Consider the following 24,696-nt stretch of genomic DNA (forward strand, 5'->3'; position numbering starts at 1 on the left):
CGGCCACACCGGCGGCGGCATGACCGGCCGTCTCCGTACCGTCACCGGCCGCAGGCGGCCCCGCCACGGCGGACGGCCCGTCACGGGAGCCTTACCTCGGCGAAGACCGGCCGGTGATCGGTGTGCCGCAGCTCCAGCACGCGGAAGTCCCGCACCGCCATCCGCGAGTCCACCAGCACGTGGTCGATCGTCACGCCGGGCAGCCGCCACGTACGGCCCAGCGCCTGCGGCCAGGTCGCCGTCAGCCCGCGCCCCATGACGTCGGCCGCGTCCCGGTACCCGGACGCCAGCAGCTCACGCATCGGCAGGTGGTCGAGCGTGGCGTTGAAGTCCCCCGCCAGCACCCGCAGCGGCCCCCCGCCTCGCGGCAGCGCATGAAGGCCTCCCTGCCAGCACGGTTGCCGGGCGGTGCGCCTGGGCGCGCACGGGTGCACGGAGACGATCTCCACCCGCGCCCCGCCGGGATGCGCCAGCCATGCCCTGGCCTGCCCGAACGCACCGACCTTGATCATCTCTCCGGCCGTCAGCGGATGCCTCGCGAAGACGGCGGACCCGCCGACCCCCGGCAACGGCCGCGTGACGGCGTGCGGCAGCCTCTCCCGCACGCCCGCCTCCTCCAGCCGACGTAGGGAGTCCGCGGTGAGTTCCTGCAGCGTCAGCACGTCCGGCCGCGTCCGGCCGACCAGGGCCATCAGCTGGTCCGTGTCCGCCTGGCCCACCATCAGGTTGGCCGCCAGCACCCGCAGCACCGGCCCGCTCACGGCCGGATCGCCGTCGGCGAGGGCTCGGGGCACGACGGCGGCCCCCAAGGCCGTCACGGCCGCGATCCCCACCACTCCCGCCGCCCGGCGTCTCAGCGCCCAGGCCAGTGCCGCGCCGGCCACCGCCCCGGCCGCCGCGTACGGCGTGTACGCCACCACCGGCACCCACGGCCAGTCCGGCTCGAACCCGCTCAGCCGCAGCAGCGCCCACCCGGCGAACGGCAGGACGGCGATCCAGCTCATCCATGTACGCACGTCTCTGTATCGCCGCGAAGCCCGAAAGGCGTTCAGGGTGGTGCGGAAAATGACCGGATGCACACGTGGAGCGCACTACGCTCCCATGAGACGGCATTGGCGGGGGCGGAGGGACGAGTGACGGTCAACGGGGCGGTCGATCATGAGGCGTCGGAGGGGATGGCCGCTGCCGGCGAGGCCGTCGGGCGGGTGCTCGGCACTCAGGCGGCCTCACCGCTGTCCTTCTGGATCGGCCTGGAGCCGGGGAAGGTCGTCCAGCTCGACGACGTGGTGGTGACCAGGCGGGAGGTGCCGGGCCACGGTCCGGTGCTGGTGGCGGGCGTGGTGACGACGGTGGAGGCCAGGCACGAGGGCGCCACGTACGACTCCGACGTCTTCCTGATCGCCGACGGCGCGCTGCCGGCCGCCGTCGTGGAGGTGGCGGAGGTGCGGGTGACGAGGGTCGAGCCGGAGGTGTTCGTGCCGCCGCTGCCCGGCTCCAAGGTCTACCTGGCCGGCACGGGCGACCGCGAACAGGCGCTCTACTTCGACGTGATGGAGCGGCGCATCCCGCTGGGGATGGGTCGCGACGGTCTGCCGTTGTACGTCAACTTCGACTTCCTCGACGGCACCCGGGGCGCCCACGTGTCGATCTCCGGCGTCTCGGGCGTGGCCACCAAGACGTCGTTCGCCACCTTCCTCCTGTACTCGATCTTCAACTCGGGCGTCCTGGAGGGCGAGGCGGCCAACACCAAGGCGCTGATCTTCTCCGTCAAGGGCGAGGATCTGCTCTTCCTCGACCACGACAACGTCCGGCTCGACGAGCGGGCCCGGAGCGTCTACGCCCGGCTGGGGCTCCCGGCTCAGCCGTTCGGCAGTGTCCACGTCTTCGCTCCGCCGCGGCCCGGCGACGCCAACGGCGTGCCGCACGTCTCCGCCCGTACCCAGGGTGTGAGCGCGTTCTACTGGACGCTGGTCGAGTTCTGCGAGGAGGAGCTGCTGCGGTTCGTCTTCGCCGACGCCGACGACGAGCGGGCCGGCTACTCGTTGCTGGTGGGGCAGGTCGCGGCCCGGCTGAAGGCGTGGGCGGAGCCGGTGGGCGAGGGCGGGGCCGTCATGGTGCGGGGCACGTCCTGCCGCACGTTCGCCGATCTCGTCGAGATGCTGTCCGAGCAGTTGCAGGACGAGGCCTTCCGGATGGACTGGGCCGGCGCGCAGACCCCGCTCGGCACCGTCAACGCCTTCCTGCGCAGGCTCCGCAGCGCCGTGCGCCCGCTGTCGCCGATCGTCCGCGGTGACCTGCCGTTCTACCGCAATCACGTGATCCGCACCGCCGACGCGCAGGTGTCGATCGTGGACCTGCACAATCTGCCGGAGCGGGCGCAGCGGTTCGTGGTGGGCGTGGTGCTGCGCGGGGAGTTCCACCGCAAGGAGTCGTCCGGGACGGCCCGGCCGCTGTTGTTCGTGGTGCTGGACGAGCTCAACAAGTACGCCCCGCGCGAGGGCGACTCCCCGATCAAGGAGATCCTGCTGGACGTGGCCGAGCGGGGCCGCTCGCTCGGCGTCATCCTCATCGGCGCCCAGCAGACCGCCTCGGAGGTGGAGCGGCGCATCGTCTCCAACAGCGCCGTGCGCGTCGCCGGCCGGCTGGACCCGGCCGAGGCCGCGCGGTCGGAGTACGGCTGGCTGCCGCCGGCCGTCAGAGACCGGGCCACGATCGCCAAGCCGGGCACCATGTTCGTCGCCCAGCCGGAGATCCCCGTGCCGCTGGCGGTGGCCTTCCCCTTCCCCGCGTGGGCGACCCGGCCGTCCGAAGCCGCTGCCCCGGTGACGAAGGCGTCGGCTGATCCGTTCCAGGGCCTGCCCGGCGTCGAAGACGACATCCCGCCCTTCTGACCCCCAGGTGGTTTCGTGAAGATCCTGCACACCGCGGACTGGCACGTGGGCAAGGTGCTCAAGGGCCGCTCCCGCGTCGACGAGCACCGCGAGGTGCTGCGCGAGCTGGTCGCCGCCGCCCGCAGTCACGACGTGGACGCCGTCATCGTGGCCGGCGACCTGTTCGACACCTCCGCGCCCACCCCCGAGGCGCAGTCGCTGGTGCTCAACGCGCTCATGGCGCTGCGCGGCGACGGGCGGGACGTGGTGGTGCTGGCGGGCAACCACGACAACCCGCAGTTGCTGGAGGTCTACCGGCCGGTGCTCGGCAGGCTCGGCCTGCACGTGATCGGCTCCTTCCGCCGTCCCGATCAGGGTGGCACGCTCGCCTTCACCGCGCGGTCGGGCGAGCCGGTGCGGCTGGCCGTGCTGCCGTTCCTGTCGCACCGGTACGTGGTGCGCGCCGCCGAGGTCCTCACCGGGACGGCGGCCGAGCACAACCGTGACTACGCGGCCCGCATCGGCGAGCTGATCGGCGCGTTGACGGCCGGTTTCCACGCCGACACGGTCAACCTGGTCACCACGCACGGCACCCTGCCCGGCGGGGCGTTCGGCGGCGGCGAGCGGGAAGCGCAGTCGATCTTCTCCTACTACTTCGAGCCGACCGCCTTCCCGCCCGCCACCCAGTACGCCGCCCTCGGTCACCTGCACCGCCGCCAGCAGATCCCCGGCCCGTGCCCGATCTGGTACAGCGGCTCACCCCTCGCCGTGGACTTCGGCGAGGAGGGCAACACCCCCGGCGCGCTGCTGGTGGAGGTCACGCCCGGGCGGCCCGCCGTGGTGCGGGAGCTGACGTTCGCCTCGGCCCGCAGGCTGCGCACCGTACGCGGCACGCTGGAGCAGCTGGAGGGCGTCGACCCCGGCGACGACTGGCTCAAGGTGATCGTCGAGGAGAAACCCCGCGTCGGCCTGGCCGACGACGTGCGGCAGCTGCTGTCCGGGGCCGTCGACGTCATGCTGGACGAGCGGTTCAGGCCGGTGACCGCCACGCGGCGGGCCGGCACGGCCGGCCGGAGCCCGCGCGAGCTGTTCCGCGACTACCTCGCCGCCACCGGCCGGCACGACGACCAGGTGGCCGCCCTGTTCGACCGGCTCCACGACGAGGTGAGCGGCTGATGCGTCCCCTGCTGTTGCACCTGGACCACTTCGGCAGCTTCCGCGAGCCGGTGACCGTCGACTTCTCCGACACCGAGTACTTCGCGCTCGTGGGCCCGACCGGCGCGGGCAAGAGCACGATCATCGACGCGATCTGCTTCGCCCTGTACGGCACCGTGCCGCGCTGGGGCAGGGAGGGCGCCGTCGCCCACGCCCTGGCGCCGTCCGTCACCGCCGGCAAGGTGGCGATGGTGTTCGACAGCGACGGGCGGCGTTACGGCGTGGTCCGGGCGATGGTGCGCGACGCCAAGGGCGCGGTACGCACCAAGGAGGCCAGGCTGGACGAGCTGGACCCGGCCGCCCCGCTCGCCGAGGCGTTCGGCGCGGTGGTCAGGCCGCTCGCGGAGGGCGAGAACGTCACTCCCGAGGCGCAGCGGGTGACCGGGCTGGAATACCGGTTCTTCACCCAGTGCGTGGTCCTGCCGCAAGGGCGCTTCGCCGAGTTCCTGCACGCCGCGCCCCGCGAACGGCAGGACCTCCTCGTCCAGTTGCTGGACGCCGACGTCTACGAGCGGATCAGGCAGCGCGCCGCCCGGGAGGAGGAGACCGCCAAGCAGGAGGCCTCCTTCGCCCGCGACGAGCTCGCCAAGCTGTCCGGGGCGACGGAACAGGCCGAGCGCGAGCTGGCCGAGCGGCTGGCCGGGCTGCGGCGGCTGGCCGAGACCATCGGCGCCGACCTCGACCTGCTGCGCGCCCGCGAGGCCGACATCCACCTGGCCGAGCGGGAGCGGGCCGCCGTGGCCGAACGTCAGTCCGTGCTGTCGGCCCTGCGCATGCCCGCCGCGGTCCCCACCCTGGCGGCGGCCCGGCGCGCCGCCGCCGAGGCGCTCGAGACGCTGGCCGCCGATGCGGCCCGGCTGGAGGCCGACGAGCAGGAGGCGTACGAGGCGCTGGCGGCGCTCGGCGACCGCGGCGCTCCCGGGGCGGCGCTGGCCGCGCTGGACGCCCGCGAACGCCTGGAGGCCGAGGCGGCGCGGGCCCGCGCCGCCGCGTCGTCGGCCGCCGCGGCCCTGGAGGGTGCGGCCGGCGAGCAGGCCGTGGCCGAACAGGCGCTCGCGGCAGCCGAGGAGCAGCGGGAACGCCTGCGTGACGCCCACGCCGCCGCCCACCTGCTCACCCGGCTGGAAGCGGGCCGGCCGTGCCCGGTCTGCCGCCACCCGGTCTCCGAGCTGCCCCGCCACGAGCCGCCCGCCGACATGCGCACCGCCGACCGGGTCCTGGCAGGCGCCCGCGAACGGGCCCAGCGCGCCAGAGCCGCCCACGCCAAGGCCGAGACGTCGGCGTCGATGCTGGCCACGCAGGCGGCCCGGCTGGAGTCGGAGCTGGCCGCGCTGCCCGCCCCCGGCGACCGGGCCGAACTCCAGGCGCGGCTCGCCGCCTTCGCCAAGGCCGACGAGCTGGCCGCCCAGGCACGCGACGCCGCACGCGCCGCGCGCGGCGAGCTCGGCCAGGCCCGGACCAGGGCCGAGCAGGTCGAACGCCAGACCGAGTCCGCCTGGCAGGCGCTGCAGGCCGCCCGCGACCGGCTGCTCGTCTCCGGCGCTCAGGACGATCCACCGCCGCCCCTCATCCGCGAGGACCTGCACCGGGCCTGGACCGATCTGCTCGGCTGGCGGGACCGGGCCGCGCAGGCCACCCTGGCCGCGCTCGCCGAACGCGAGGAGCGGCTGGCCCAGGCCGGCGCCCGGCTCACCGCCGATCGCCGCGGGCTGGCCGAGCGTCTGGCCGAGCATGGCGTGCTCGCGCCGCGCGACGCCTCCCCCGACCAGCTCGGCGCCGCCGTCGCCGCGGCCGTCGCCCGTGCCGACAGCGCGCTCGACCGCCTCAAGGAGGAGCGCGCCCGCGCCGCCGATCTGGAGACGCGGATCACCATGAAGGAGCACGAGGCCAAGGTCGCCCACGAGCTCGCGCTGCGCCTGCGCGCCAACGCCTTCGAGCGCTGGCTGTGCGCGGAGGCCCTGGAGGTGCTCGTCGCCTCGGCCTCCGACACGCTGCGCGAACTGTCCGACGGTCAGTACGAGCTGGCGCTGGCCGACAAGACCGGCGACATCGAGGTCATCGACTACGGCGAGGCCGGCATGCGGCGCAGCGCCCGCACCCTGTCCGGTGGCGAGACCTTCCAGGCGGCCCTCGCCCTGGCGCTCGCGCTGTCCGGCGCGGTCGCCAGGCGCCTCGACTCCATCTTCCTCGACGAGGGGTTCGGCACGCTCGATCCCGCCACGCTCGACACCGTCGCCACCACGCTCGAACGTCTCGCCGCCGGCCAGGAACGCATGATCGGCGTCGTCACCCACGTTCCCGCGCTGGCCGAGCGGGTACCGGTGCGCTTCCGGGTGGGCCGCGACGCGAAGGGCTCCCACATCAGCAAGGCGGACGTCCGGTGACGGGCTTCACCGTCGACCCGTGGGACCCCGGCTACGCCGCCGCCCTCGCCGTCGAGAACCTCGCCGAGCTGGGCGCCACCAGCGCCGAGCTGGTACTCGACGTCGAACGGCCGGCCGAAGACTGGAAACCCGTCACGCCCGGGCCGGGCGCCCGCGCTCCCGCGACGCTGCTCGTCGCCGACGGCGTACGCAGGATCGACGCCCGCGTGTGGGTCCACGAGCCCGGCGCGGCCATGCCGGTCCCCGGCATCGCGGCCTCCTACGCGGCCGGAATCGTCAGCTGCGGCCCGGACGGCGCCGATCTGGTGGAGATCGAGGTCAGCCGGTCGCTCATCTCCGCCTCGCCGCACGCGCCCGAGGTGAAGACCCCGTACGCCGTCTATCAGCCGAGCAAGGCAGCGGACGCGAGCTTCGAGGAGCTGTCGCTGGCGCTGCAGCGGCAGGTCACCCAGCTGGAGGTGGACCTGTCGGTGCGGCACCGCTCACGCAGCGACGACCTGCTGCTGGTGGACGGGCCGTTGCGGGGGCGCACGCATCTGGCGCGCACGGTCGGCTACGTCAAGACGCACCACACCGCCTACCTGCCGCCGCCCCAGTCGGAGGTGGTCGCCGCGCTCACGCCCGGGCAGCGCACGCCCGTGTTCCTGATGGGGACGAGCTGGCGGCGGCACGCCTGGTACGTCCGGCTCCCCGTGCAGTCGTCCGCGCCCTGGGCGGGCGTCGCACGGTGCGAGGCCGGCGCGGACCTGGACCCGGCCGAGGCGGTGCGGCTGGCCGACGCGGTCACCGTCGCCCTTCCCCCGCTGGCCGGCGTGGACTACAAGGATCCACGCGCCCCCCAGAACCTGGTCCCCATCGGCGGCCTGGAGAAGCTCCTGCGCCACCACCTGGGCGACCCGCGCCTGCTCTACCGGGCCCTCCGCACGGCCGCGGGCGGTGAGGCGCGAGCCCGGACGTGAGGGATCGGCGCGGTGAGCGGCGCCGCACGGGGCAGGTCCGCGAGAGGCTCGCCGCGGTGGGCACACTGGTCGGGTACGGAGAACGGACATGGCCGCGGGTACCTCTGTCGACGATCTGGTCCGGGCGGTCCGGGCGGCAGGCGTCCACGACGAGCGCCTGCTCGACGCCATGCGCGCGACACCCCGCGCGGATTTCGTGCCCCCCGGCTGCGCCTCGGCGGCCTACGACGACGGGCCCGTCCCGATCCAGCACGGGCAGGTGACCACTCAGCCGTCCCTGTCGGCGCGCATGATCGCGGCGCTCGGTCTCCACGGCGCCGAGCACGTGCTGGAGATCGGCACCGGCCTGGGTTTCCAGACCGCGCTGCTGGCCCGTCTGGCCGCCGACGTGGTCACCGTCGAACGGTGGCCCGACATGACCGAGGCGGCACGGCGGAGTCTCGCCCGGCACCGGATCCGCAACGTGGAGCTCGTCGTCGGCGACGGGACCCGCGGCGTGCCGGAGCGCGCCCCCTACGATGCCGTCCTCGTCTCGGCCGCCTTCCCCCGGGTGCCGCCGCCGCTGGTGGAGCAGCTCCGGCTCGGCGGGCGCCTCGTGCAGCCGATCGGACGTGGCGGGTGGGAGGAGGTCACGCTGTTCGAGCGCACCGGCACCGGGCTGCAGCGCCGCAGCCTCCTCACGTTCGCCAGTTTCGTCCGGCTCCACGGACGGTACGGGTTCCCGTCATGAGCGACCGCTCGCCGCCGAACGGTCCGACGCCATGACGCCGCCTGCGTACCGGCCGATCGTGCCGAGCCGGCTCTCGGTGAGGACGTCCGGCAGCTCGTCGCGCCCGGTCGCCGGTTTCCAGTGGCGCGCCACCTGGTCGAGTCGGTGATCACGATGACGCCGCGGAGGCGCCGGGTGTCCGCCGGGAACCGGCCGGCCCGGTCGATGCCGTCCTCGATGTCGCCGATGGCCTCGTTCAGCCGCTCGTCGAGGAGCGCGCGGATCTGCGGATCGACGGCCGCGGCCGCGAAGGCGGCCGTCGCCCATCGTGCCATCGTGCCTGCCGGTCCTGCGGATGGTGGAGGGTCAGGGGCGGGCGGCGGTGGCCAGGTTGACGCCGAGGGCGACCAGGGCGGCGCCGGTGAGCCCGTCGACGGTCCTGCGCACGGCGGGCCGGGTGAAGACCCGGCGCAGCGTCCCCACGATCCCCGCCACCGTCACGAACCAGGCGACCGTGCCCGCCAGCGCGACGAGCGAGAGCAGCAACGCCTCCCCCACCGGCGCCTCCGCGGTCAGGAACTGGGGCACCAGCGCGACGAAGAACAGCGCGGCCTTCGGGTTGAGGACGTTCGTCAGCAACCCCTCGGCGAAGGCCGCGCGCCGGCTGCGCCGCGCCGGGTCGGGGACGTCCAGGTCGAGGCCGCCGCCCCCGCGCAGCGCCGCCCGGAACGCCTTGACGCCGAGGAACAGCAGGTAGGCGGCGCCGACCACCTTGACCACGGTGAACGCCAGGGCGGAGGCGGCCAGCAGCGCCGCGACCCCGGTCGCCGCGGCGGCCACCCAGACGAACACGCCGACCGAGATGCCCGCCGCGGCCGCCATGCCGTGGGAGCGGCCGGAGACGGCCGAGCGCCGGACGACGACGGCGAAGTCAGGCCCGGGAGACATCGCCCCCAGCATCACCACACCCCCGAAAGCGACGAACTGTGTCAGTGAACTCATGACGCCCACCTTACGAGCACGCGCCCCTCGGGCATGAGGTGAGATCGTTCCCACGTCCAGCTCCCCACTGTGACCAGCTCGGCCGGGTGGGAGAGGGCGACGGGCGTGTCGCGCAGAACGGAGCTGGGGGTGAGTGGCAGGCCGCCGTCCGGGATGACGACGCCGGCCAGCGGGGTGCGCAGCGACGGGCCGTCGGGCTCGTCGCGGTCGCTCGGCACCCAGACGGCGCTTCCGGTGAAGCAGCTCAGCACCAGCGCCCCGACGGGCGCGGCGCCGGAGTGACGCAGCGCGCCGGCCGGCAACCAGCCGTGGTGGCCGGGCAGGTAGTGGACGCCGGAGATCTGGAGCTCACCGCCCAGCACCACGAACTCCTCCCCCGCCAGATAGTGGCCGTGCTGGGGGCGGCCCCAGCCGGGCGGGAGCCGCAGGAGCGACGTCGAGTCGCTGAGCCGCACGGTCTGCGCCGTGGCGGTGCAGCCAGGGAAGAGGACCGCGTCGCCGGGCAGCGCCGCGTCCAGGAGGTCGACCAGCGTGGTGCCCATGCTCACATGGTCTCGCCTGCGCGGGGCGGGGAACCACCATGCCGAGGTAGACCCCGCCACCGGCCCCACGCGGGACGGCCCGATCCCGCCCACCCGTCGCACCCGTGCCGCCCCGGCCGCACCCGGGACGGCCCGATCCCGCCCACCGGTCGCACCCGTGCCGTCCCGGCCCCACCGGCCCTTCCCGGTCGGGTGGGGCCGGGGAAGGTCAGACGCGGCGGCCGCGCAGCTCGCGGTATCTGCGGACGAGCTGCTCGGTGGACGGGTCGGCCAGGTCGTGCGGCGGCTCGTCGGAGGTGAGAGCGGGCGCCAGGTCGAGCGCCATCTTCTTGCCCAGCTCGACGCCCCACTGGTCGAAGGAGTCGACGCCCCAGATGGTGCCCTCCACGAACACGATGTGCTCGTAGAGGGCGACGAGCTGGCCCAGCGTCGACGGGGTCAGCTTGGGCGCGAGGATCGTGGAGGTGGGCCGGTTGCCCGGCATCACCTTGTGCGGCACGATCGCCGGGTCGGTGCCCTCGGCGGCGATCTCCTCGGCCGTCCTGCCGAACGCCAGCGCCGAGGTCTGCGCGAACAGGTTGGCGGTGAGCAGGTCGTGCATGCCCTCGCGGTCGTCGTGGGGCTCGGCGAAGCCGATGAAGTCGGCCGGCACCAGCCGGGTGCCCTGGTGGAGCAGCTGGTAGAAGGCGTGCTGGCCGTTGGTGCCCGGCTCGCCCCAGAAGATCTCGCCGGTCTGGACGCCGACCGGGGAGCCGTCGGCGCGCACGGACTTGCCGTTGGACTCCATGGTGAGCTGCTGGAGGTAGGCGGGGAAGCGGTGCAGGCGCTGGCTGTAGGGCAGCACGGCCCGGGTCTCGGCGCCGAAGAAGTCGGTGTACCAGATGCCGAGCAGGGCCATCAGCACCGGCATGTTGGCGTCGAACGGCGCGGTGCGGAAGTGCTCGTCGACGACGTGGAAGCCGGCGAGCATCTCGCGGAACCGCTCGGGACCGATCGCGATCATCAGGGACAGCCCGATGGCGCCGTCGTAGGAGTAGCGCCCGCCGACCCAGTCCCAGAAGCCGAACATGTTGTCGGTGTCGATGCCGAACTCGGCGACCTTGGCGGCGTTGGTGGAGACGGCGACGAAGTGCCTGGCGACCGCGTCCTCGCCGAGCGCCCCGACCAGCCACTGGCGGGCGACCTTGGCGTTGGTGAGCGTCTCCAGGGTGGTGAACGTCTTGGAGCTGACCACGAACAGCGTCGTGGCCGGGTCGAGCCCGGCGAGGGTGCCGGTGATGTCGGCCGGGTCGATGTTGGAGACGAACCTCGCCTGGATGCCGGCGTCGGCGTAGTCGCGCAGCGCCTCGTAGGCCATGGCGGGGCCGAGGTCGGAGCCGCCGATGCCGATGTTGACGACGGTGGCGATCGGCTGCCCGGTGGCGCCGCGCCACTCGCGCGAGCGCACCCGCTCGGAGAAGGCGCTCATCTTGTCGAGCACGGCGTGCACGTCGCCGGTCACGTCCTGACCGTCGACGGTCAGCGCGCGGCCGGCCGGCAGGCGCAGCGCGGTGTGCAGCACGGCGCGGTCCTCGCTGACGTTGATGTGGTCGCCACGGAACATCGCGTCGATCCGCTCGCGCAGCCCTGCCCGCTCGGCCAGCGCCACGAGCAGGTCGAGCGTCTCACCGGTGACACGGTGCTTGGCGTAGTCGAGGAACAGGTCGCCGGCGGTGAGCGTCATCCGCGCGGCCCGCTCCCGGTCCTCGGCGAACAGCTCCCGCAGGTGCCTGCCGGACAGCTCCTCGTAGTGCTTGTCCAGAGCCGCCCACTCCTGGCTCCGGGTGATGTCGCCGTTCACGTCTCCTCCTCGTACCGTCACACCGTTCACATCGTTGCGTAACCCCGTACCCGCCGGCGCGGATTCCGCGCACGGCGGACGATCCCTTCTCGCTGGTACGTGGCGCGGGCGGTCAGCGCGAGACGCGGCCGTCGTGGCGGCGTTCCCGGCCGCGCAGCACGGGCGTCACCGTCCAGGACGGCCTTCCAGCCGGTCTACGGTGTGCCGCCTGCCCGGGGGGCGTGGTGGGTGGGGACGGCGGGGCCGCCGGGCCGGGCGGGCGGGGCGGCGTCGCGCGGGAGCCGCATCACCATGAGCACGGTGGTGCCGGCCGGGCCGGTGGCGAAGGCGGCGCCGTCGGTGAGGCGGCGGATCAGCCAGATGCCGCGGCCGCCCATCTGGGACGGTTCGGGCAGGCCGGTGTCGTCGAGGAAGCGCTGGGGGATGCCGGGCCCGGAGTCGGTGATCTCGCAGAAGAGGCTGGAGCCCTCCACCCCGAGGCGCACCCGTCCGCGTCCGCCCGCGTGGGCGACGACGTTGACGAGGCACTCGTTGACCGCCATCACGAAGTCGCCGAGCCGTTCGCCGGTCAGGCCGTGCGCGTGGGCCCGTCGCTGGACCTCGGCGCGGGTCACCGCCAGGCCGCTGTCGTCGAAGTCGAACTCGGCGTCGAGCGGCGGTGGGAGGTCCGCGTCGCCTGGATCGTTCACCTGCTCGCCTTACTGGGGTGCAGGGCCCTCACCGCAGGTCGCGATCGTCATCGGACAGCGTCATCGCGATCCGTACGGTGGTGCCGCCCGGGCCGGTCGTGAAGGCGACCTTATCGGCCAGCCGCCGGATGAGCCAAATGCCCCATCCGCCCGGTTGCTGGGCGGGTGGCGGGTCGCCGCCGTCGAGGCGGTCCATCGGGACGCCCCGCCCGAAGTCCCTGATGTCGCAGTAGACGGCCCCGTCGTCGGCCCACACGCGCAGCACCCCCTGACCGCCGCCGTAGGAGACGGCGTTGACCACCGCCTCGTTGGTCGCCAGCACCAGGTCGGTGACCCGTTCGTCGGGCATGCCCCGAGCGCGCGCGACCCGTTCGACGGCGCTGCGTGCCCCCGCGACGTCCCCCTCGGTGAAAGCCATGGTGAACGTCTGTTCCTTCCTAGACCGGATGTCCATGACGCCTCGCTCAGCCGGATGCCGGACCTCTGCCACAGCGAGGCCCTTCTAATCGTCTTGATTGAGCCGGTTCGTGTGGAGCGGAGAACAGGAGGCCGTGGGCGGGCGAAGGGACGGCACGGCCGACCGGATCTCGACCGGCCCACGAGCGGCGCCGATCCTTTCCGGGCGGTTGACCTGCGCTTGGTAAAGTCACGGTGACCTGCGCGGAACCAGAGGATGGGAAGATCGGTGGACGTAGAACAGACGGCACTACCCGGCATCGGCCTACGTCACGAGTTCACCACGCAGTCGGGCAAGCGGGTAGGCGTCATCTCCCACCGTACGGGCCGCCGTGACCTGGTGATCTACGACCGGGAGGACCCCGACCGCGTCTGCGAGACCGTCAAGCTCAACGACGAGGAGGCCGAGGCGCTGGTCGAGCTGCTCGGCGCGCCGCGCATCGTGCAGCGGCTCAACCAGCTGCACCAGCAGGTCGAGGGCCTGGTCAGCCTGCAGCTGCCCATCCCGCCCGGCTCGCCGTACGTGGACCGGCCGATGGGCGACGCGCGGGTGCGCACCCGCACCAACGCCTCCATCGTGGCCGTGGTCCGCGCCGGCCGGGTCTCCGCCAGTCCCGGTCCCGACTTCGTCCTCGCCGCGAACGACACCGTCGTGGTCGTGGGCAGCGCGGACAGCACCGCCGAGGTGGCCGACATCCTGGCTCACGGGTAGGGCCCGGCTTGCACCACACCGCGATCATCTTCCTGGAGTTCGGTGCTGTCCTGGTGGGTCTCGGCGTGCTCGGCGCGCTCGCCCTCCGGGCCGGGATCTCCCCCATCCCCCTCTATCTGCTCGCCGGTCTGGCGTTCGGCACGGGCGGCATCCTCCCGCTGGCCACCAGCGAGGAGTTCATCTCGGTGGGCGCCGAGATCGGCGTCGTGCTGCTGCTGCTCACCCTGGGCCTGGAGTACAACGCCGACGAGCTGGTCACCAGCCTCAAGGGCAACGCCACGGCCGGCATCGTCGACATGGTGCTCAACGCGGCGCCGGGCGCGATCTGCGCGCTGCTGCTCGGCTGGGGGCCGGTCGCCGCCGTGGCGATGGCCGGCGTCACCTACGCCACCTCGTCGGGCATCACCGCCAAGGTGCTGTCCGACCTGGGCTGGGTCGGCAACCGCGAGACCCCCACGGTGCTGTCGCTGCTGGTCTTCGAGGACCTGACGATGGCCATCTACCTGCCGGTGCTGACGGCGATGCTGGCCGGGCTGAGCCTGGCGAGCGGCGCGGTGACGGTGGCGATCGCGCTGGCGACCGTCAGCGTGGTGCTCCTGGTGGCGCTGAAGTTCGGCCGGTTCATCGAGGCGTTCGTCTCCAGCCCCAACAACGAGGTGCTGCTGCTGAAGGTGGTCGGCCTGGCGCTGCTCGTGGCCGGCATCGCCCAGCAGCTCCAGGTGTCGGCGGCCGTCGGTGCGTTCCTGGTCGGCATCGCGCTGTCGGGGCAGCTGGCCCACGACGCGCGGGCCCTGCTGGAGCCGCTGCGCGACCTGTTCGCGGCGGTGTTCTTCGTCTTCTTCGGCCTGCAGACCGACCCGACCAAGATCGGTCCGGTGGCCGGGCTGGCGGCGTTGCTGGCCGTGATCAGCATGATCACCAAACTGCTCACGGGCGCGTTCGCCGCCCGGCGGGCGGGCATCGCCAAGGCGGGCCAGGCGCGGGCCGGCATCGCGCTCATCCCGCGCGGTGAGTTCAACATCGTCATCGCCGGTCTGGCCGTGGCCGCAGGGGTGCACCCCGACCTCGGCCCGCTGGCGGCCGCCTACGTGCTCATCCTGGCGGCGTTCGGGCCGCTGGCGGCCAAGCTGGTGCAGCCGCTCATCACGTCGATCGCCAAGCGCGCCGCCGGCTGACCCGCCTCCCCGGCCGCCCTCGTGCTCGTGGGCGGCCGGCAAGTGTCGGGCCCGGTTGCTAGCGTGCCGGCCATGGCCGAACGCAGATCCGGGCGCCCCGCGCCGCCGACCCGCACCACGATCAGATCCGCCGACTGGGACGGCCGCGAGCTCGACGGCGAAGTGCACCGGCAGGTGCTGTTCGTCGACGTGGACATGACCGAGGTGACCGACCGCGGCTCGACGTTCGAGGAGTGCACCTTCAGCGACGTCCGCTTCAACGTGTCGGTGCACGAGGACACCCTGTTCGCCGCCTGCACGTTCGTCCGCTGCTCGTTCTTCGACGCCACGTTCAAGGCGTGCAAGCTGACCGGCAGCATGTTCGACGGCTGCTCCTTCGGGCTGCTCAAGGTCGAGGGTGGCGACTGGTCCTACACCGGCCTGCCGGGCGCCGACCTGCGCGGCAGTTCCTTCAGGGGCGTGCGGCTGCGGGAGGCCGACCTGACCGGGGCCCGGCTGGAGGGCGCCGAGGTCCGGGCGAGCGACCTTTCCGGGGCGTGGCTGCACAGCGCCGACCTGACCCGCTGCGACCTGCGCGGCACCGAGCTGGCCGGTCTCGACCCGCGCACGGTCAGGCTCGACAAGGCGGTCATCGACCTGCACCAGGCGGCGGTCCTGGCCGCCTCTCTGGGGCTGGAGGTGCGTTAGCGCCCCCGTACGCACCGCGGGACGGCACCCGGCGGGACCGGACGTGAGAGCTACCGGCGGCCCACCCGAGACGGGGCCGCGCGTGAGGGCCGCCGGAGGCCCGCCTGCCCAGGACCGAGGGGCTGCCTAGGGCGGGGGCCGTCCGAGGCGGCGTCGTCCGAGGCGGCGTCGTCCGAGGCAGGGCCGCCCGAGGCAGGGCCGCCCGAGGCAGGGCCGCCCGTGAGGGCTGCCGGGGGCTGCCCCAGGAGGGGTTGCTGTGGGCGGGGGCGGGGCCCACCGTCGTGGGGTGGGTCGTGATTTGAGAAGCTGATGCGGCACGCGGGTGGCACTGCCAGGGGAGGCACACATGAGCGACGAGTTCGACGTGATCGTGATCGGGGGCGGGCCCGCCGGCGAGAACGTCGCGGGCCGGGCCGTCCGGGGCGGGCTCACGGCCGCGCTCGTCGAGGAGCGGCTCGCCGGCGGCGAATGCTCCTACTGGGCGTGCGTCCCGAGCAAGGCGCTGCTGCGCCCCGTGGAGCTGGCGGCCGAGGTGAGCCGGGTGCCGGGGCTGACCCTCGGCCCGATCGACGTCGGCAAGGTGCTGGGCCGCCGTGACGAGGCGGTCTCCTTCTACGACGACGCCGGGCAGGTGGGCTGGGTCGACGGGCTGCCCGCCACGTTCGTGCGCGGCAGCGGCCGGCTCGACGGTCCGAGGACGGTGCGGGTCGCCACGCCCGACGGCGGTGAGCGGGTGCTGACCGCCCGGCACGCCGTGGTGGTCGCCACCGGTTCCACCGCCGCCGTCCCGCCCGTGCCGGGGCTGCGCAACGCGTCCCCGTGGACCAGCCACGAGGTCACTGCCGCCACGGCCGTGCCGGAGCGGCTCGTCGTCATCGGCGGCGGTGTGGTCGCCTGCGAGATGGCGCAGGCCATGCACGGTCTCGGCGCGCGGCGCACCACGGTGCTGGTGCGCGGCGACCGGCTGCTCACCCGGATGGAGCCGTTCGCTGGCGAGCTGCTGGCCGAGTCGTTCGCCGACGCCGGCATCGACGTGCGCCCGGACACCAGCCCCGTCCGGGTGGACCGGCCGGTGCCGGGCGGCCCGGTGACGGTGCACCTGCCGGACGGCCCGCCGATCGAGGCCGACGAGATCCTGGTGGCCACGGGCCGCCGACCGGCGACCACGGCGATCGGGCTGGAGAGCGTGGGTCTGCGACCCGGCGAGAGCATCGAGGTCGACGACAGCATGCGGGCCACCGCGGTCGGCGACGGCTGGCTGTACGCGGTCGGCGACGCCAACGGCCGGGCGCTGCTCACCCACATGGGCAAATACCAGGCCCGGATCTGCGGCGACGTGATCGTCGCACGGGCCAAGGGCGAGCGTGACGACCTGCCCGCGCTGCGCGACCTGGCCGACGGCTACGGGGCGCCGCAGGTGGTGTTCACCGACCCGCAGGTGTGCTCGGTGGGCCGCACGGAGGCGGCGGCCCGTGAGGCCGGGTTCACGGTGCGGACGGTCGAGTACGACATGGCGTCGGTGACGGGGGCCTACCTGCTCGGCGACGGCTACCGGGGCCGGGCCAAGGCCGTCGTGGACGAGGAGCGGCGGGTGCTGCTCGGGGTGACGTTCGTCGGGCCGGGCGTGGCCGAGCTGCTGCACGCGGCCACGGTGGCGGTCACCGCCGAGGTGCCGCTGGAGCGTCTCTGGCACGCGGTGCCGTCGTTCCCGACGGTCAGCGAGGTGTGGCTGCGCCTGCTGGAGGCGTACGGGCTCTGAGCCCACGGCCCCGGAGCCTCGCCGCCCGCGCTCAGCGGCGTCGGGCGGCGCGACGCGATTCGGCGACGCGCCGCCCGACGAACACGGCGACCGCCAGGGCGACGACACCGAGCACGACGTAGGTGACGATCCCCAGGTAGGTGTCCACCACCTCCCACCGGTCGCCCAGCAGGTAGCCGGCCATCACCAGGACGGTGTTCCAGATGAGGCTGCCGAGCGTGGTCAGCAGGACGAAGGCGGCCAGCTGCATCCGGTCCAGGCCGGCCGGGATGGAGATCACGCTGCGGAAGACGGGGACCATGCGCCCGAAGAAGACGGTCTTGCGGCCGTGGCGGTCGAACCAGTCCTCGGCCCTGTCCAGGTCGCCGGTCCTGAGGAGGGGGATCTTCGCGGCGAGGGCGTGGGTGCGGTCCTTGCCGAGCAGCGCGCCGGCGCCGTAGAGGACGAGCGCCCCGGCCAGCGCACCGATGGTCGTCCACACGAGCACCGCCCACAGCTCCATCTCGCCCTTGCCCGCGGTGAACCCGGCCAACGGCAGGATCACCTCGCTGGGCAGCGGGGGGAAGACGTTCTCCAGGGCGACGATGATGCCGGCGCCCGGCGCGCCGAGCGCTTCCATGATCCCGGTCGCCCAGCCGATGATGCCGTCCGTGTTCTGTGCCGTCATCGGGTTCTGTGCCGTCATCGGCCCTGCCCTCCACGTCGCCCGGCGGTCGGAGATCCTCTAGCCGCAGCGCGGCGGTCTATGCGTCCCCGGGGACACGGGCCTGGCGTCGATCATGCGGCCGTGCACGGAGGTGCCGGGGTGGCGTGTGGGACGCGGCCAGGCATGGACGGGCCTCCGGCGGGAAGCTGATCGCCGTGAACCCCGCACCAGAGGACGCGTCGGCGCTGGCGAGCCGCGTCCGCCACGAACTGGAGAACGCGGGATTCACGGTGGAACGGCATCCGCTGCACGCCGACGGCGGCCTCAGCGTCCGGCACGACCCGGCCCGGGGGGTGGTGGTGTCGTGGGGCCCGGCGACGGGGGTCGGCGGCGACGACGTGGCGAGGTTCCCGACGATCCGCAACGTGGTCCGGCTGGCGCTGCGGACGATCCTCGCGGAGGCCGGCTACCAGGTGACGGAGGACGGCGGCGAGATGGTCGTCACCGGGCGTGCCTGACCGTCAGCTCCTCGGCGAGCCCGCGCAGCCACGGCAGCGCCGCCCGCACCTCCTCCGCGCGCCGGTGCCGCCGGGCGGGCGTGTCAGCGCCGAGGTCGGCGAGCAGGTCACGGAACCCGTCCTCGTACGGCGAGCCGTCGGCGCCCGCCAGCGACAGCTTCGTCAGGCACCGCGCATAGGTGGCGACCAGCCAGAAGACGGCCTCCCGGTGCAGCCCGCGCGCGATCAGGTCGCGGCTGCCGCCGATGGAGACGGGCCGGCCGGAGGCGCTGACGTCGGAGGCGAACGGGTAGGACGCGGCGGTGACCCGCTCGGCGGCGTCGAACGCCCGCTCCAGTACGCCGAGGTGCCGTTCGACCCGGTCGGCGCCCAGCTCGGCGCAGCCGAGGAGCTCCAGCAGCCGCTCGTGGTGGTGGGGCAGGCCGTGGCCGGCCAGCAGCTCGCGGGTCGCCGCGTAGCGGCTGCGGACGGTCGGGTTGCGCAGCGCGGCCACCAGCGGCACGTGCGCGGTGATGCCGGTCCCGAACAGCCAGGCGTTCACCGCCTCCGGCCGCACCGCGCTCCCCTGCCGCTCGGCGGCGGGTTCCACCTGGTCGAGGGTGCGGCGGATCAGGTCGAGGACGGCGGCGGTGCGGGCCCGGACCCAGCGCGGAGCGGCGAACTCGCCTGACACCGTCCGGTGCAGCGCCTCCAGGCGTCCCGTCGGGTCGGCCAGCACGCCCGGCAGGTGGAAGGCCCCCGCCAGGTGATGGTCGCGCAGGACGTCCTCGGCGGACCCGAGCCGCGCGGCCGGCAGGTACGACACCTCCAGCAGCACCCCGTCGTAGCGGAACTTGCCGGGTTTGACCGGCGGTTCGGCCGCGTCGAGCACGACCATGACGTCGACGTCCGAGGCGGGGCCGAGGAGCGTCCCGGCCGGGGCCCACAGCGCCGAGCCGGTCAGGAACGCTCCGGCGAAGCCCGGCAGCGCCGCGCCCTCCCGCGCCACCCATCGCCGCGCGACCCGCCTGGCCGCGCCGACCCGCACCCCGCCCGTCCCCACCCCGCCGACCTCCACCTCGCCCACGTGCCCGGCCCGTACGCGGTGAGGCTAGCGCGGGTGGGCGGGGCGGCGGAGGGGGGCGCCGACCGCGTGGAGGTGGCGCAGCGCCTGGCCCCAGGAGGCCAGCAGCCCGCACTCCACGTACGGCACGCCGAGCGCGGCGCAGTGCTCGCGGACCAGCGGCCGGGCGCGGCGCAGGTTGGGTGTGGGCATGCTGGGGAACAGGTGGTGCTCGATCTGGTAGTTCAGCCCGCCCAGCGCGGCGGTCAGCAGCCGGCCGCCGCTCACGTTGCGCGAGGTGAGCACCTGACGGCGCAGGAAGTCGAGCTGGTCCTCGGCGGTGAGCACCGGCATGCCCTTGTGGTTGGGCGCGAACGAGCAGCCCAGGTAGACGCCGAAGCACGCCTGGTGCACCACCAGGAAGACCAGCGCCTTGCCGGCCGGGAGCACCGCGAAGACGGCGCCCAGGTACGCGGCGAAGTGGGCGAACAGCAGCAGCCCCTCGAGGCCGCGCCGCCGGACCGGCGAGTCGCCGCGCAGCAGCGACCGCACGCTGGAGACGTGCAGGTTCACGCCCTCCAGGGTGAGCAGCGGGAAGAACAGGAACGCCTGCCGGCGCCCCAGCAGGCGGACGAGCCCCGTGCTGGCCTCGGCCTGCTTGACCGACCAGACGAGCACGTCGGGAGAGACGTCGGGGTCGTGGTCCTCGTGGTTGGGGTTGGCGTGGTGGCGGGTGTGCTTGTCCTGCCACCAGCCGTATCCGAGGCCGATGCCGAGGTTGCCGGTGAGCCGCCCGGCGAGCGCGCCGGCGCGGCGGGAGCGGAACACCTGGCCGTGCGCGAGGTCGTGGGCGAGCAGCGCCGCCTGACCGAACGCGACCGCGAGGACGACGGCGACCGCGATCTGCCACCAGGAGTCGCCCACGGCGGCGAAGGCGGCCCACCCGCCGGCGAACAGGCCGGCCACCAGGGCCGACCGCACCGCGTAGTAGCCGGGGCGGCGGTCCAGCAGCCCGGCCTGGGCGACGGCGCGGGACAGGCGTGCGAAGTCGCTGCCCCGCCGGGCGCCGGCCGCGTCCGGTGGGTGGGTGGTCCGCGCAGATGTCACAGGTCCTCCGAAGTGCCGTGGTTGAGCGATCATCACCAGCATGGGGTCCGCGCGGGCGCGGCGGACCCGGGCAGGCACCCGTGTCCGGGGTATGGCTGGCCCTACCCCGCCCTGCCGCCTGGGCGAGCCTGCCGGCCGCCTGGACGCGGCCGGGAGGGCGCGCGGCCGGGAGGGCGCCGGGCGCGGGACGGGAGCGCTACGGACGCAGGACGCGCGAGCACGACGGGAGCGCGGCGGGAGCGCGGCGGGAGCGCGGCGGGCGGGGGCGTGGGAGCATGGCTTCGTCCGCCGTCGCCGTCCCCGGGAGGGCCGTCATGCGTGCCAGTGATCTCGTCGCCGACTTCCCCACCGTCGGGCTCGACACGCCCGTGGCGGAGGCCGCCCGGCTGCTCGCCGAGCAGGACCTGCCCGGCCTGATCGTGGTGGACGAGCGTGGCCTGCCGTCGAGCATCCTGCCCGGCACGCAGGTGCTCCGGCTGGCGGTGCCCGGCTACTGCCTCGACGATCCGGCCCTGGCCCGGGTGGTGGACGAGGCGCACGCGGACGCGTTCCTGGACAAGCTGGCGGGCCGTACGGTCCGCGAGGCGCTGCCGGCGCGGGCGCGGGAGCTGCCGGTGGCCGCCCCGGACGCGACGGTGCTGGAGCTGGCGGCGCTGATGGCGCGCACGCACAGCCCGCTGGTCGCGGTGGTGGACGAGCAGGGGCTGCAGGGCGCGGTCACGCTGCAGGCGCTGGTGGACCGGCTGGTGGAGGGGTGAGCGGGCGCGCCGGCCGGCCGATCCCGTACGGCGGGGAGGATCTCGGCGGAGCCGCCCACTCCCCCGGGCGGCGATGCTGCTACGGTGACCCGGTTCGAGGCGTTTCGACCCGAAGGCAGGTGGGCGATGGGTGACAAGACGAGCGACCCCGTCGTGGTGATCGGGCTCGGCCGCTTCGGCACGTCGCTGGCCCTGGAACTGGTCAGGCACGGCACCGAGGTGCTGGCCATCGACAGGCGGCCCAAGGTCGTCCAGGCGCTGGCCGGGCAGATCACGCAGATCGCCGCGGCCGACGCGACGGACATCGAGGTGCTCCGGCAGCTGGGCGTGCCCGACTTCTACCGGGCGGTCGTGTCGATCGGCGGTGACCTGGAGGCGAGCATCCTCACCGCGTCGCTGCTGGTCGAGCTGGAGATCAACGACATCTGGGCCAAGGCCGTCAGCAAGCAGCACGGGCGCATCCTGAACCGGATCGGCGCCCACCACGTGGTGCTGCCCGAGCACGACATGGGCGAGCGGGTCGCCCATCTGGTGAGCGGGCGGATGCTCGACTTCATGCAGGTGGACGAGAACTTCGCGCTGGCCAAGACGCGCCCGCCGAAGGAGTACGTCGGCCTCCCCCTCGGCCGGTCCAACCTGCGCCGCAAGCACGGCATCACGATCGTCGCGGTCAAGAGCCCGGACGAGGAGTTCACCTACGCGACGGCCGAGACGGAGCTGACGTACAACGACGTCATCATCGTCTCGGGCCGCACCGAGGACGTGGAGCGCTTCGCCGAGCTGTGACCGGGGCCGCACGGCAAAAATTCGGAAGAGCAGGGTTCGACCGTCCCGAGCCGGGAAGGGCTGGCAACTCATGTACGTCGAGTACGAGGAGGAGCCGCAGTGCTCACCCTGACAGCCAACGCAGCCCAGGCCATCCGCGACCTGACGGCCTCCGCTCCGGAGCCGTCCCAGAGCGGCATCCGGATCGCGTCCCAGGGGGAGGACACGGGTTCGCTGACCCTCTCGCTGGCGAGCCGCCCCGAACCCGCCGACGCGGTGGTGGAGGCGGAGGGCGCCCGCGTGTACCTCGACCCCGTGGCCGCGACCGTCCTGGACGACAAGTCGCTCGATGCGGGGGCGGACGACCAGGGGGCGGTGTCCTTCCTGGTCACCGACCAGACCGTCTGACGCCGCCCGCCCCGTCCGCCCATCGGCCCGGTACCCTGCCGTACCGGGCCGATGGCATGTCCGGCCGGTGAACGGCCTCAGCCGGCCGAGAGCAGCTTGTGCAGGTAGCGGAGCTGTTCCTCGCGCTGGTAGCCCTGGCCGCCCTCGTGGCGGTTCCACGGCCAGACACTGATCTCCTTGGGCCCCTGCCAGTGGTTGTAGGCGGCGAACACCGTGGACGGCGGGCAGACCTCGTCCATCAGCGCGACCGAGTAGAGGGCGGGCACCGTGGCGCGGGCGGCGAAGTGCAGGCCGTCGAAGTAGGCCAGCGTGCCGAACACCGTCTCGGCCGCCTCGCGGCGGGTGGCGAGGAAGCGGACGAGCTCCTGGTACGGGTCGGCGTCGGTGATCTCGACGGCCCGGCGGAAGTGGGTCAGGAACGGCACGTCGACGAGCGCGGCGATGACCCCGGGGTGCAGCGCGGCGGTCGCCTGGGCGATGCCGCCGCCCTGGCTGCCGCCGGAGACGACGATGCGGGAGGCGTCCACGGCCGGGTGCCCGGCCGCCGTGTCCACCGCGCGGACGGCGTCGGTGAAGACGCGGCGGTAGTAGTAGTCGTCCGGGTCGAGGATGCCGCGGGTCATCATCCCGGCCGCCTGGGCGTGGGCGCTGCCGTGCGGGTCGCCGGTGGTGCCGGGAGCGTTCGGGCTGGCGCCGCCGTGTCCGCGGGTCTCCATGACGAACACGGCGTATCCGGCGGCGGGCCACAGCAGGTGGTCGTGCGGGAAGCCGCGGCCGCCGTTGTAGCCGATGTAGTGCATGACGCACGGCACGGGGCCGTCGGCGCCGCGCGGGGTCAGGAACCAGCCGTTGATCCGGTGGCCGCCCCAGCCGGCGAAGGAGACGTCGTACACCTCGACGGCCGTGTAGGGCGCGTCGTACGGCGTGAACTCGGGCGCCAGGTCGAACTCGGCGGCCTCGGCGAGTGTGCGCGCCCAGAAGGCGTCGAAGTCGGCGGGCTCGTCACGGTCGGGGCGGTAGGAACGCAACTGCTCCAGCGGCAGGTCGAACAGGGCCACGAGATCTCCAGCCTGTAGCGGTCGTGGTGATATTTCACCTCATAGCAGTGGAAAGCGCTATCCCAGGGTCACGAATCATGCTCGCGGGGTAGAGGCGGGCGCATGAACGGTCGCCCGAACGATCACCTGGTCCGACTCGCGCACTCCCACCTCTATCCCGGCATCACGTTCGAGGCTCCGCCGGACGCCACGGACTTCCTGCTGCTGTTCACCGACGACTCCGAGTCGCGGACCCGGCTGCTGCGGGACACCGCGGGCCGCCCGGTGCTGCGCGTGGGCGCCCGCATGAACCCCAAGGGGACGGTCGTGGACGAACAGGTGTGGGAGGTCCGGGAACTGGTCGAGGACGGCGACCTGCTCGTCCTGCGCCTGGGCAATCCGATCCCCGCCGCCCCTACTCGATGACGGTCTCGACCGCGATGTTGCCGCGGGTGGCGTTGGAGTAGGGGCACAGCCGGTGGGCGGCCTCCACCAGCGACCGCCCGGTCTCTCCGGCCAGGTGGTCGGGGAGCTCCACGCGCAGCGTGACGGCGAGCTGGAACCCGCCGGCGTCGTTCGGCCCGAGGCCGACCTCGGCGGTGACCGAGACGTCGGACGCCTCGACCTTGGCGCGCCTGGCGGCCAGTCCGAAGGCGCTGGTGAAGCAGGCGGCGTAGCCCGCGGCGAAGAGCTGCTCGGGGTTGGTGCCGGCACCGGTGCCGCCCATCTCCTTCGGCAGGGCGAGGGTGACGTCGAGGCGGCCGTCGGAGGAGACGGCGCGGCCGTCGCGCCCGGAGGCGGTGGCGATGGCGGTGTACAGCATGGGGGAAGCTCCTTTTCAATTGCCTACAACTCGATTGTGCACAACTTAATTGGGCGCGTCAAGCTGGCGGTAGACTGGCTCCATGAACGCCCTCCACCTCGACAACCAGCTGTGCTTCGCCGTGCACGCCGCCTCCCGGGCCTTCGACGCCCTCTACCGGCGGCAGCTCACGGAGCTGGGGCTCACCTACCCGCAGTACCTCGTCATGCTGGTGCTGTGGGAGCGGGAGCCGCTCTCGGTCAAGGAGCTCGGCACGGCGCTGCGGCTCGACTCCGGCACGCTGTCGCCCCTGCTGAAGCGGCTGGAGGCGGCGGGGCTGGTGGACCGCGAGCGCGACCCCGCCGACGAGCGGTCGGTGCTGGTCCGGCTCACGCCGGAGGGCGCGCGGCTGCGGGAGCGGGCCGAGCCGCTGCCGGGCCGCATGCTGGAGTCCACCGGGATGAGCCCTGGCGAGCTGGCGGACCTGCACGCGGCGCTGGGCAGGCTCACCCGGTCCCTCACCGAAGCCGCGCGCTGAGGCGCGCGGGACCCGCCGCGGTGCCATGCCCGGCCGTCCCCGGGGTACGGCTGGGGTCGTACGACCGCTGACGAAA

Annotated in this window: 26 protein-coding genes; 15 read left to right on the top strand and 11 right to left on the bottom strand. The window is 73.8% G+C overall.

Translation table 11 applies throughout. The features are described 5' to 3' along the window. Positions 1–80: 80 nt before the first annotated feature. Positions 81–1,004 carry an endonuclease/exonuclease/phosphatase family protein gene (locus CXR44_RS31195; protein WP_101789733.1) on the bottom strand — a complete coding sequence of 308 codons (924 nt, stop codon included), beginning with the start codon at positions 1,002–1,004 and terminating at the stop codon, positions 81–83. Positions 1,005–1,133: 129 nt separating this feature from the next. Between CXR44_RS31195 and CXR44_RS31200 the strand changes: the two genes are divergently transcribed. The 5 genes from CXR44_RS31200 to CXR44_RS31225 all read left to right on the top strand — a co-directional run bounded on the left by CXR44_RS31200 (position 1,134) and on the right by CXR44_RS31225 (position 8,158). Continuing rightward, positions 1,134–2,891: an ATP-binding protein gene (locus CXR44_RS31200; protein WP_245899609.1), complete on the top strand. Its 1,758-nt coding sequence runs from the start codon at positions 1,134–1,136 to the stop codon at positions 2,889–2,891. A 15-nt stretch (positions 2,892–2,906) separates the two neighbouring features. Then, the gene (locus CXR44_RS31205) at positions 2,907–4,046 is read left to right on the top strand and encodes an exonuclease SbcCD subunit D (protein ID WP_101789734.1); all 1,140 of its coding nucleotides are present in this window, start codon (positions 2,907–2,909) and stop codon (positions 4,044–4,046) included. After that, positions 4,046–6,469, top strand: coding sequence for an AAA family ATPase (locus CXR44_RS31210; protein WP_101789735.1), 2,424 nt, complete (start codon positions 4,046–4,048; stop codon positions 6,467–6,469). The genes CXR44_RS31205 and CXR44_RS31210 overlap by 1 nt, the downstream gene beginning before the upstream one ends. Further along, on the top strand, positions 6,466–7,428 hold the full coding sequence (locus CXR44_RS39780) for a hypothetical protein (RefSeq protein WP_180903791.1): 963 nt from the start codon (positions 6,466–6,468) through the stop codon (positions 7,426–7,428). Before CXR44_RS31210 ends, CXR44_RS39780 begins: the two co-directional genes overlap by 4 nt. Before the next feature lie 88 nt (positions 7,429–7,516). Beyond that, positions 7,517–8,158 carry a protein-L-isoaspartate(D-aspartate) O-methyltransferase gene (locus CXR44_RS31225; RefSeq protein WP_101789738.1) on the top strand — a complete coding sequence of 214 codons (642 nt, stop codon included), beginning with the start codon at positions 7,517–7,519 and terminating at the stop codon, positions 8,156–8,158. A 345-nt stretch (positions 8,159–8,503) separates the two neighbouring features. Here the strand turns inward: CXR44_RS31225 and CXR44_RS31230 are convergent, their stop codons facing one another. From CXR44_RS31230 to CXR44_RS31250, 5 genes are all read right to left on the bottom strand, one after another. Then, the gene (locus CXR44_RS31230) at positions 8,504–9,139 is read right to left on the bottom strand and encodes a LysE family translocator (RefSeq protein WP_101789739.1); all 636 of its coding nucleotides are present in this window, start codon (positions 9,137–9,139) and stop codon (positions 8,504–8,506) included. Beyond that, complete coding sequence (locus CXR44_RS31235) at positions 9,136–9,681, bottom strand: cupin domain-containing protein (RefSeq protein WP_101789740.1); 546 nt, start codon at positions 9,679–9,681, stop codon at positions 9,136–9,138. Before CXR44_RS31235 ends, CXR44_RS31230 begins: the two co-directional genes overlap by 4 nt. A gap of 208 nt (positions 9,682–9,889) precedes the next feature. Beyond that, positions 9,890–11,521, bottom strand: a complete 1,632-nt coding sequence (pgi, locus tag CXR44_RS31240) for a glucose-6-phosphate isomerase (RefSeq protein WP_101789741.1) — start codon at positions 11,519–11,521, stop codon at positions 9,890–9,892. Between the two features lie 194 nt (positions 11,522–11,715). After that, positions 11,716–12,210 (bottom strand): ATP-binding protein, encoded by a 495-nt coding sequence (locus CXR44_RS31245; RefSeq protein ID WP_101789742.1) that lies wholly within the window; start codon positions 12,208–12,210, stop codon positions 11,716–11,718. A gap of 28 nt (positions 12,211–12,238) precedes the next feature. Next, positions 12,239–12,628 (bottom strand): ATP-binding protein, encoded by a 390-nt coding sequence (locus CXR44_RS31250; RefSeq protein ID WP_180903792.1) that lies wholly within the window; start codon positions 12,626–12,628, stop codon positions 12,239–12,241. 267 nt (positions 12,629–12,895) lie between these two features. Between CXR44_RS31250 and CXR44_RS31255 the strand changes: the two genes are divergently transcribed. From CXR44_RS31255 to CXR44_RS31270, 4 genes are all read left to right on the top strand, one after another. Next, positions 12,896–13,378, top strand: a complete 483-nt coding sequence (locus CXR44_RS31255) for a cation:proton antiporter regulatory subunit (RefSeq protein WP_101789744.1) — start codon at positions 12,896–12,898, stop codon at positions 13,376–13,378. An 8-nt stretch (positions 13,379–13,386) separates the two neighbouring features. After that, complete coding sequence (locus tag CXR44_RS31260; protein ID WP_101789745.1) at positions 13,387–14,553, top strand: cation:proton antiporter; 1,167 nt, start codon at positions 13,387–13,389, stop codon at positions 14,551–14,553. Positions 14,554–14,625: 72 nt separating this feature from the next. After that, on the top strand, positions 14,626–15,240 hold the full coding sequence (locus tag CXR44_RS31265) for a pentapeptide repeat-containing protein (RefSeq protein ID WP_101789746.1): 615 nt from the start codon (positions 14,626–14,628) through the stop codon (positions 15,238–15,240). A 346-nt stretch (positions 15,241–15,586) separates the two neighbouring features. Continuing rightward, positions 15,587–16,999 carry a dihydrolipoyl dehydrogenase family protein gene (locus CXR44_RS31270; protein ID WP_101789747.1) on the top strand — a complete coding sequence of 471 codons (1,413 nt, stop codon included), beginning with the start codon at positions 15,587–15,589 and terminating at the stop codon, positions 16,997–16,999. 31 nt (positions 17,000–17,030) lie between these two features. On the opposite strand, the gene CXR44_RS31275 is transcribed toward CXR44_RS31270, so the two are convergent. Continuing rightward, positions 17,031–17,684: a DedA family protein gene (locus CXR44_RS31275; protein WP_245899611.1), complete on the bottom strand. Its 654-nt coding sequence runs from the start codon at positions 17,682–17,684 to the stop codon at positions 17,031–17,033. Positions 17,685–17,860: 176 nt separating this feature from the next. Between CXR44_RS31275 and CXR44_RS31280 the strand changes: the two genes are divergently transcribed. Beyond that, the gene (locus CXR44_RS31280) at positions 17,861–18,163 is read left to right on the top strand and encodes a hypothetical protein (protein WP_144070152.1); all 303 of its coding nucleotides are present in this window, start codon (positions 17,861–17,863) and stop codon (positions 18,161–18,163) included. Here the strand turns inward: CXR44_RS31280 and CXR44_RS31285 are convergent. After that, positions 18,147–19,229 carry a hypothetical protein gene (locus CXR44_RS31285; RefSeq protein ID WP_144070154.1) on the bottom strand — a complete coding sequence of 361 codons (1,083 nt, stop codon included), beginning with the start codon at positions 19,227–19,229 and terminating at the stop codon, positions 18,147–18,149. The two genes, CXR44_RS31280 and CXR44_RS31285, sit on opposite strands and share 17 nt — an antisense overlap. A 24-nt stretch (positions 19,230–19,253) precedes the next feature. Then, positions 19,254–20,312 carry a fatty acid desaturase family protein gene (locus CXR44_RS31290; RefSeq protein ID WP_245899613.1) on the bottom strand — a complete coding sequence of 353 codons (1,059 nt, stop codon included), beginning with the start codon at positions 20,310–20,312 and terminating at the stop codon, positions 19,254–19,256. Positions 20,313–20,626: 314 nt separating this feature from the next. Here CXR44_RS31290 and CXR44_RS31295 point away from each other — a divergent pair, with 314 nt between their 5' ends. From CXR44_RS31295 to CXR44_RS31305, 3 genes are all read left to right on the top strand, one after another. Then, positions 20,627–21,070 (top strand): CBS domain-containing protein, encoded by a 444-nt coding sequence (locus CXR44_RS31295; protein ID WP_101789751.1) that lies wholly within the window; start codon positions 20,627–20,629, stop codon positions 21,068–21,070. A 126-nt stretch (positions 21,071–21,196) separates the two neighbouring features. Continuing rightward, entirely contained in the window at positions 21,197–21,856 is a 660-nt protein-coding gene (locus CXR44_RS31300) for a potassium channel family protein (protein WP_101789752.1), read from the top strand. 99 nt (positions 21,857–21,955) lie between these two features. Next, positions 21,956–22,243, top strand: a complete 288-nt coding sequence (locus CXR44_RS31305) for a Fe-S cluster assembly protein HesB (RefSeq protein ID WP_101789753.1) — start codon at positions 21,956–21,958, stop codon at positions 22,241–22,243. Between the two features lie 77 nt (positions 22,244–22,320). Here the strand turns inward: CXR44_RS31305 and CXR44_RS31310 are convergent, their stop codons facing one another. Next, positions 22,321–23,301 carry an acetylxylan esterase gene (locus tag CXR44_RS31310; protein ID WP_101789754.1) on the bottom strand — a complete coding sequence of 327 codons (981 nt, stop codon included), beginning with the start codon at positions 23,299–23,301 and terminating at the stop codon, positions 22,321–22,323. A 102-nt stretch (positions 23,302–23,403) separates the two neighbouring features. On the opposite strand from CXR44_RS31310, the gene CXR44_RS31315 reads away from it, so the two are divergent. Next, a complete protein-coding gene (locus tag CXR44_RS31315; RefSeq protein ID WP_101789755.1) occupies positions 23,404–23,706 on the top strand; it encodes a hypothetical protein in 303 nt (100 codons plus the stop codon). Here the strand turns inward: CXR44_RS31315 and CXR44_RS31320 are convergent. After that, positions 23,696–24,103, bottom strand: a complete 408-nt coding sequence (locus CXR44_RS31320) for an organic hydroperoxide resistance protein (RefSeq protein WP_101789756.1) — start codon at positions 24,101–24,103, stop codon at positions 23,696–23,698. The two genes, CXR44_RS31315 and CXR44_RS31320, sit on opposite strands and share 11 nt — an antisense overlap. Positions 24,104–24,185: 82 nt before the next feature. On the opposite strand from CXR44_RS31320, the gene CXR44_RS31325 reads away from it, so the two are divergent. Continuing rightward, positions 24,186–24,620: a MarR family winged helix-turn-helix transcriptional regulator gene (locus CXR44_RS31325; protein ID WP_101789757.1), complete on the top strand. Its 435-nt coding sequence runs from the start codon at positions 24,186–24,188 to the stop codon at positions 24,618–24,620. Positions 24,621–24,696: the final 76 nt, after the last annotated feature.

This window comes from Nonomuraea indica (assembly GCF_002850745.1).
GTDB lineage: Bacteria > Actinomycetota > Actinomycetes > Streptosporangiales > Streptosporangiaceae > Nonomuraea > Nonomuraea indica.

What these genes read in the sequence shown, in the direction of transcription:
- CXR44_RS31195 (WP_101789733.1), bottom strand. Translation starts at nt 1,004, where the DNA reads ATGAGCTGGATCGCCGTCCTGCCGTTCGCCGGGTGGGCGCTGCTGCGG.
- CXR44_RS31210 (WP_101789735.1), top strand. Translation starts at nt 4,046, where the DNA reads ATGCGTCCCCTGCTGTTGCACCTGGACCACTTCGGCAGCTTCCGCGAG.
- CXR44_RS31225 (WP_101789738.1), top strand. Translation starts at nt 7,517, where the DNA reads ATGGCCGCGGGTACCTCTGTCGACGATCTGGTCCGGGCGGTCCGGGCG.
- CXR44_RS31230 (WP_101789739.1), bottom strand. Translation starts at nt 9,139, where the DNA reads ATGAGTTCACTGACACAGTTCGTCGCTTTCGGGGGTGTGGTGATGCTG.
- CXR44_RS31235 (WP_101789740.1), bottom strand. Translation starts at nt 9,681, where the DNA reads ATGGGCACCACGCTGGTCGACCTCCTGGACGCGGCGCTGCCCGGCGAC.
- CXR44_RS31250 (WP_180903792.1), bottom strand. Translation starts at nt 12,628, where the DNA reads ATGGCTTTCACCGAGGGGGACGTCGCGGGGGCACGCAGCGCCGTCGAA.
- CXR44_RS31265 (WP_101789746.1), top strand. Translation starts at nt 14,626, where the DNA reads ATGGCCGAACGCAGATCCGGGCGCCCCGCGCCGCCGACCCGCACCACG.
- CXR44_RS31270 (WP_101789747.1), top strand. Translation starts at nt 15,587, where the DNA reads ATGAGCGACGAGTTCGACGTGATCGTGATCGGGGGCGGGCCCGCCGGC.
- CXR44_RS31275 (WP_245899611.1), bottom strand. Translation starts at nt 17,684, where the DNA reads ATGACGGCACAGAACCCGATGACGGCACAGAACACGGACGGCATCATC.
- CXR44_RS31295 (WP_101789751.1), top strand. Translation starts at nt 20,627, where the DNA reads ATGCGTGCCAGTGATCTCGTCGCCGACTTCCCCACCGTCGGGCTCGAC.
- CXR44_RS31300 (WP_101789752.1), top strand. Translation starts at nt 21,197, where the DNA reads ATGGGTGACAAGACGAGCGACCCCGTCGTGGTGATCGGGCTCGGCCGC.
- CXR44_RS31315 (WP_101789755.1), top strand. Translation starts at nt 23,404, where the DNA reads ATGAACGGTCGCCCGAACGATCACCTGGTCCGACTCGCGCACTCCCAC.
- CXR44_RS31320 (WP_101789756.1), bottom strand. Translation starts at nt 24,103, where the DNA reads ATGCTGTACACCGCCATCGCCACCGCCTCCGGGCGCGACGGCCGCGCC.
- CXR44_RS31325 (WP_101789757.1), top strand. Translation starts at nt 24,186, where the DNA reads ATGAACGCCCTCCACCTCGACAACCAGCTGTGCTTCGCCGTGCACGCC.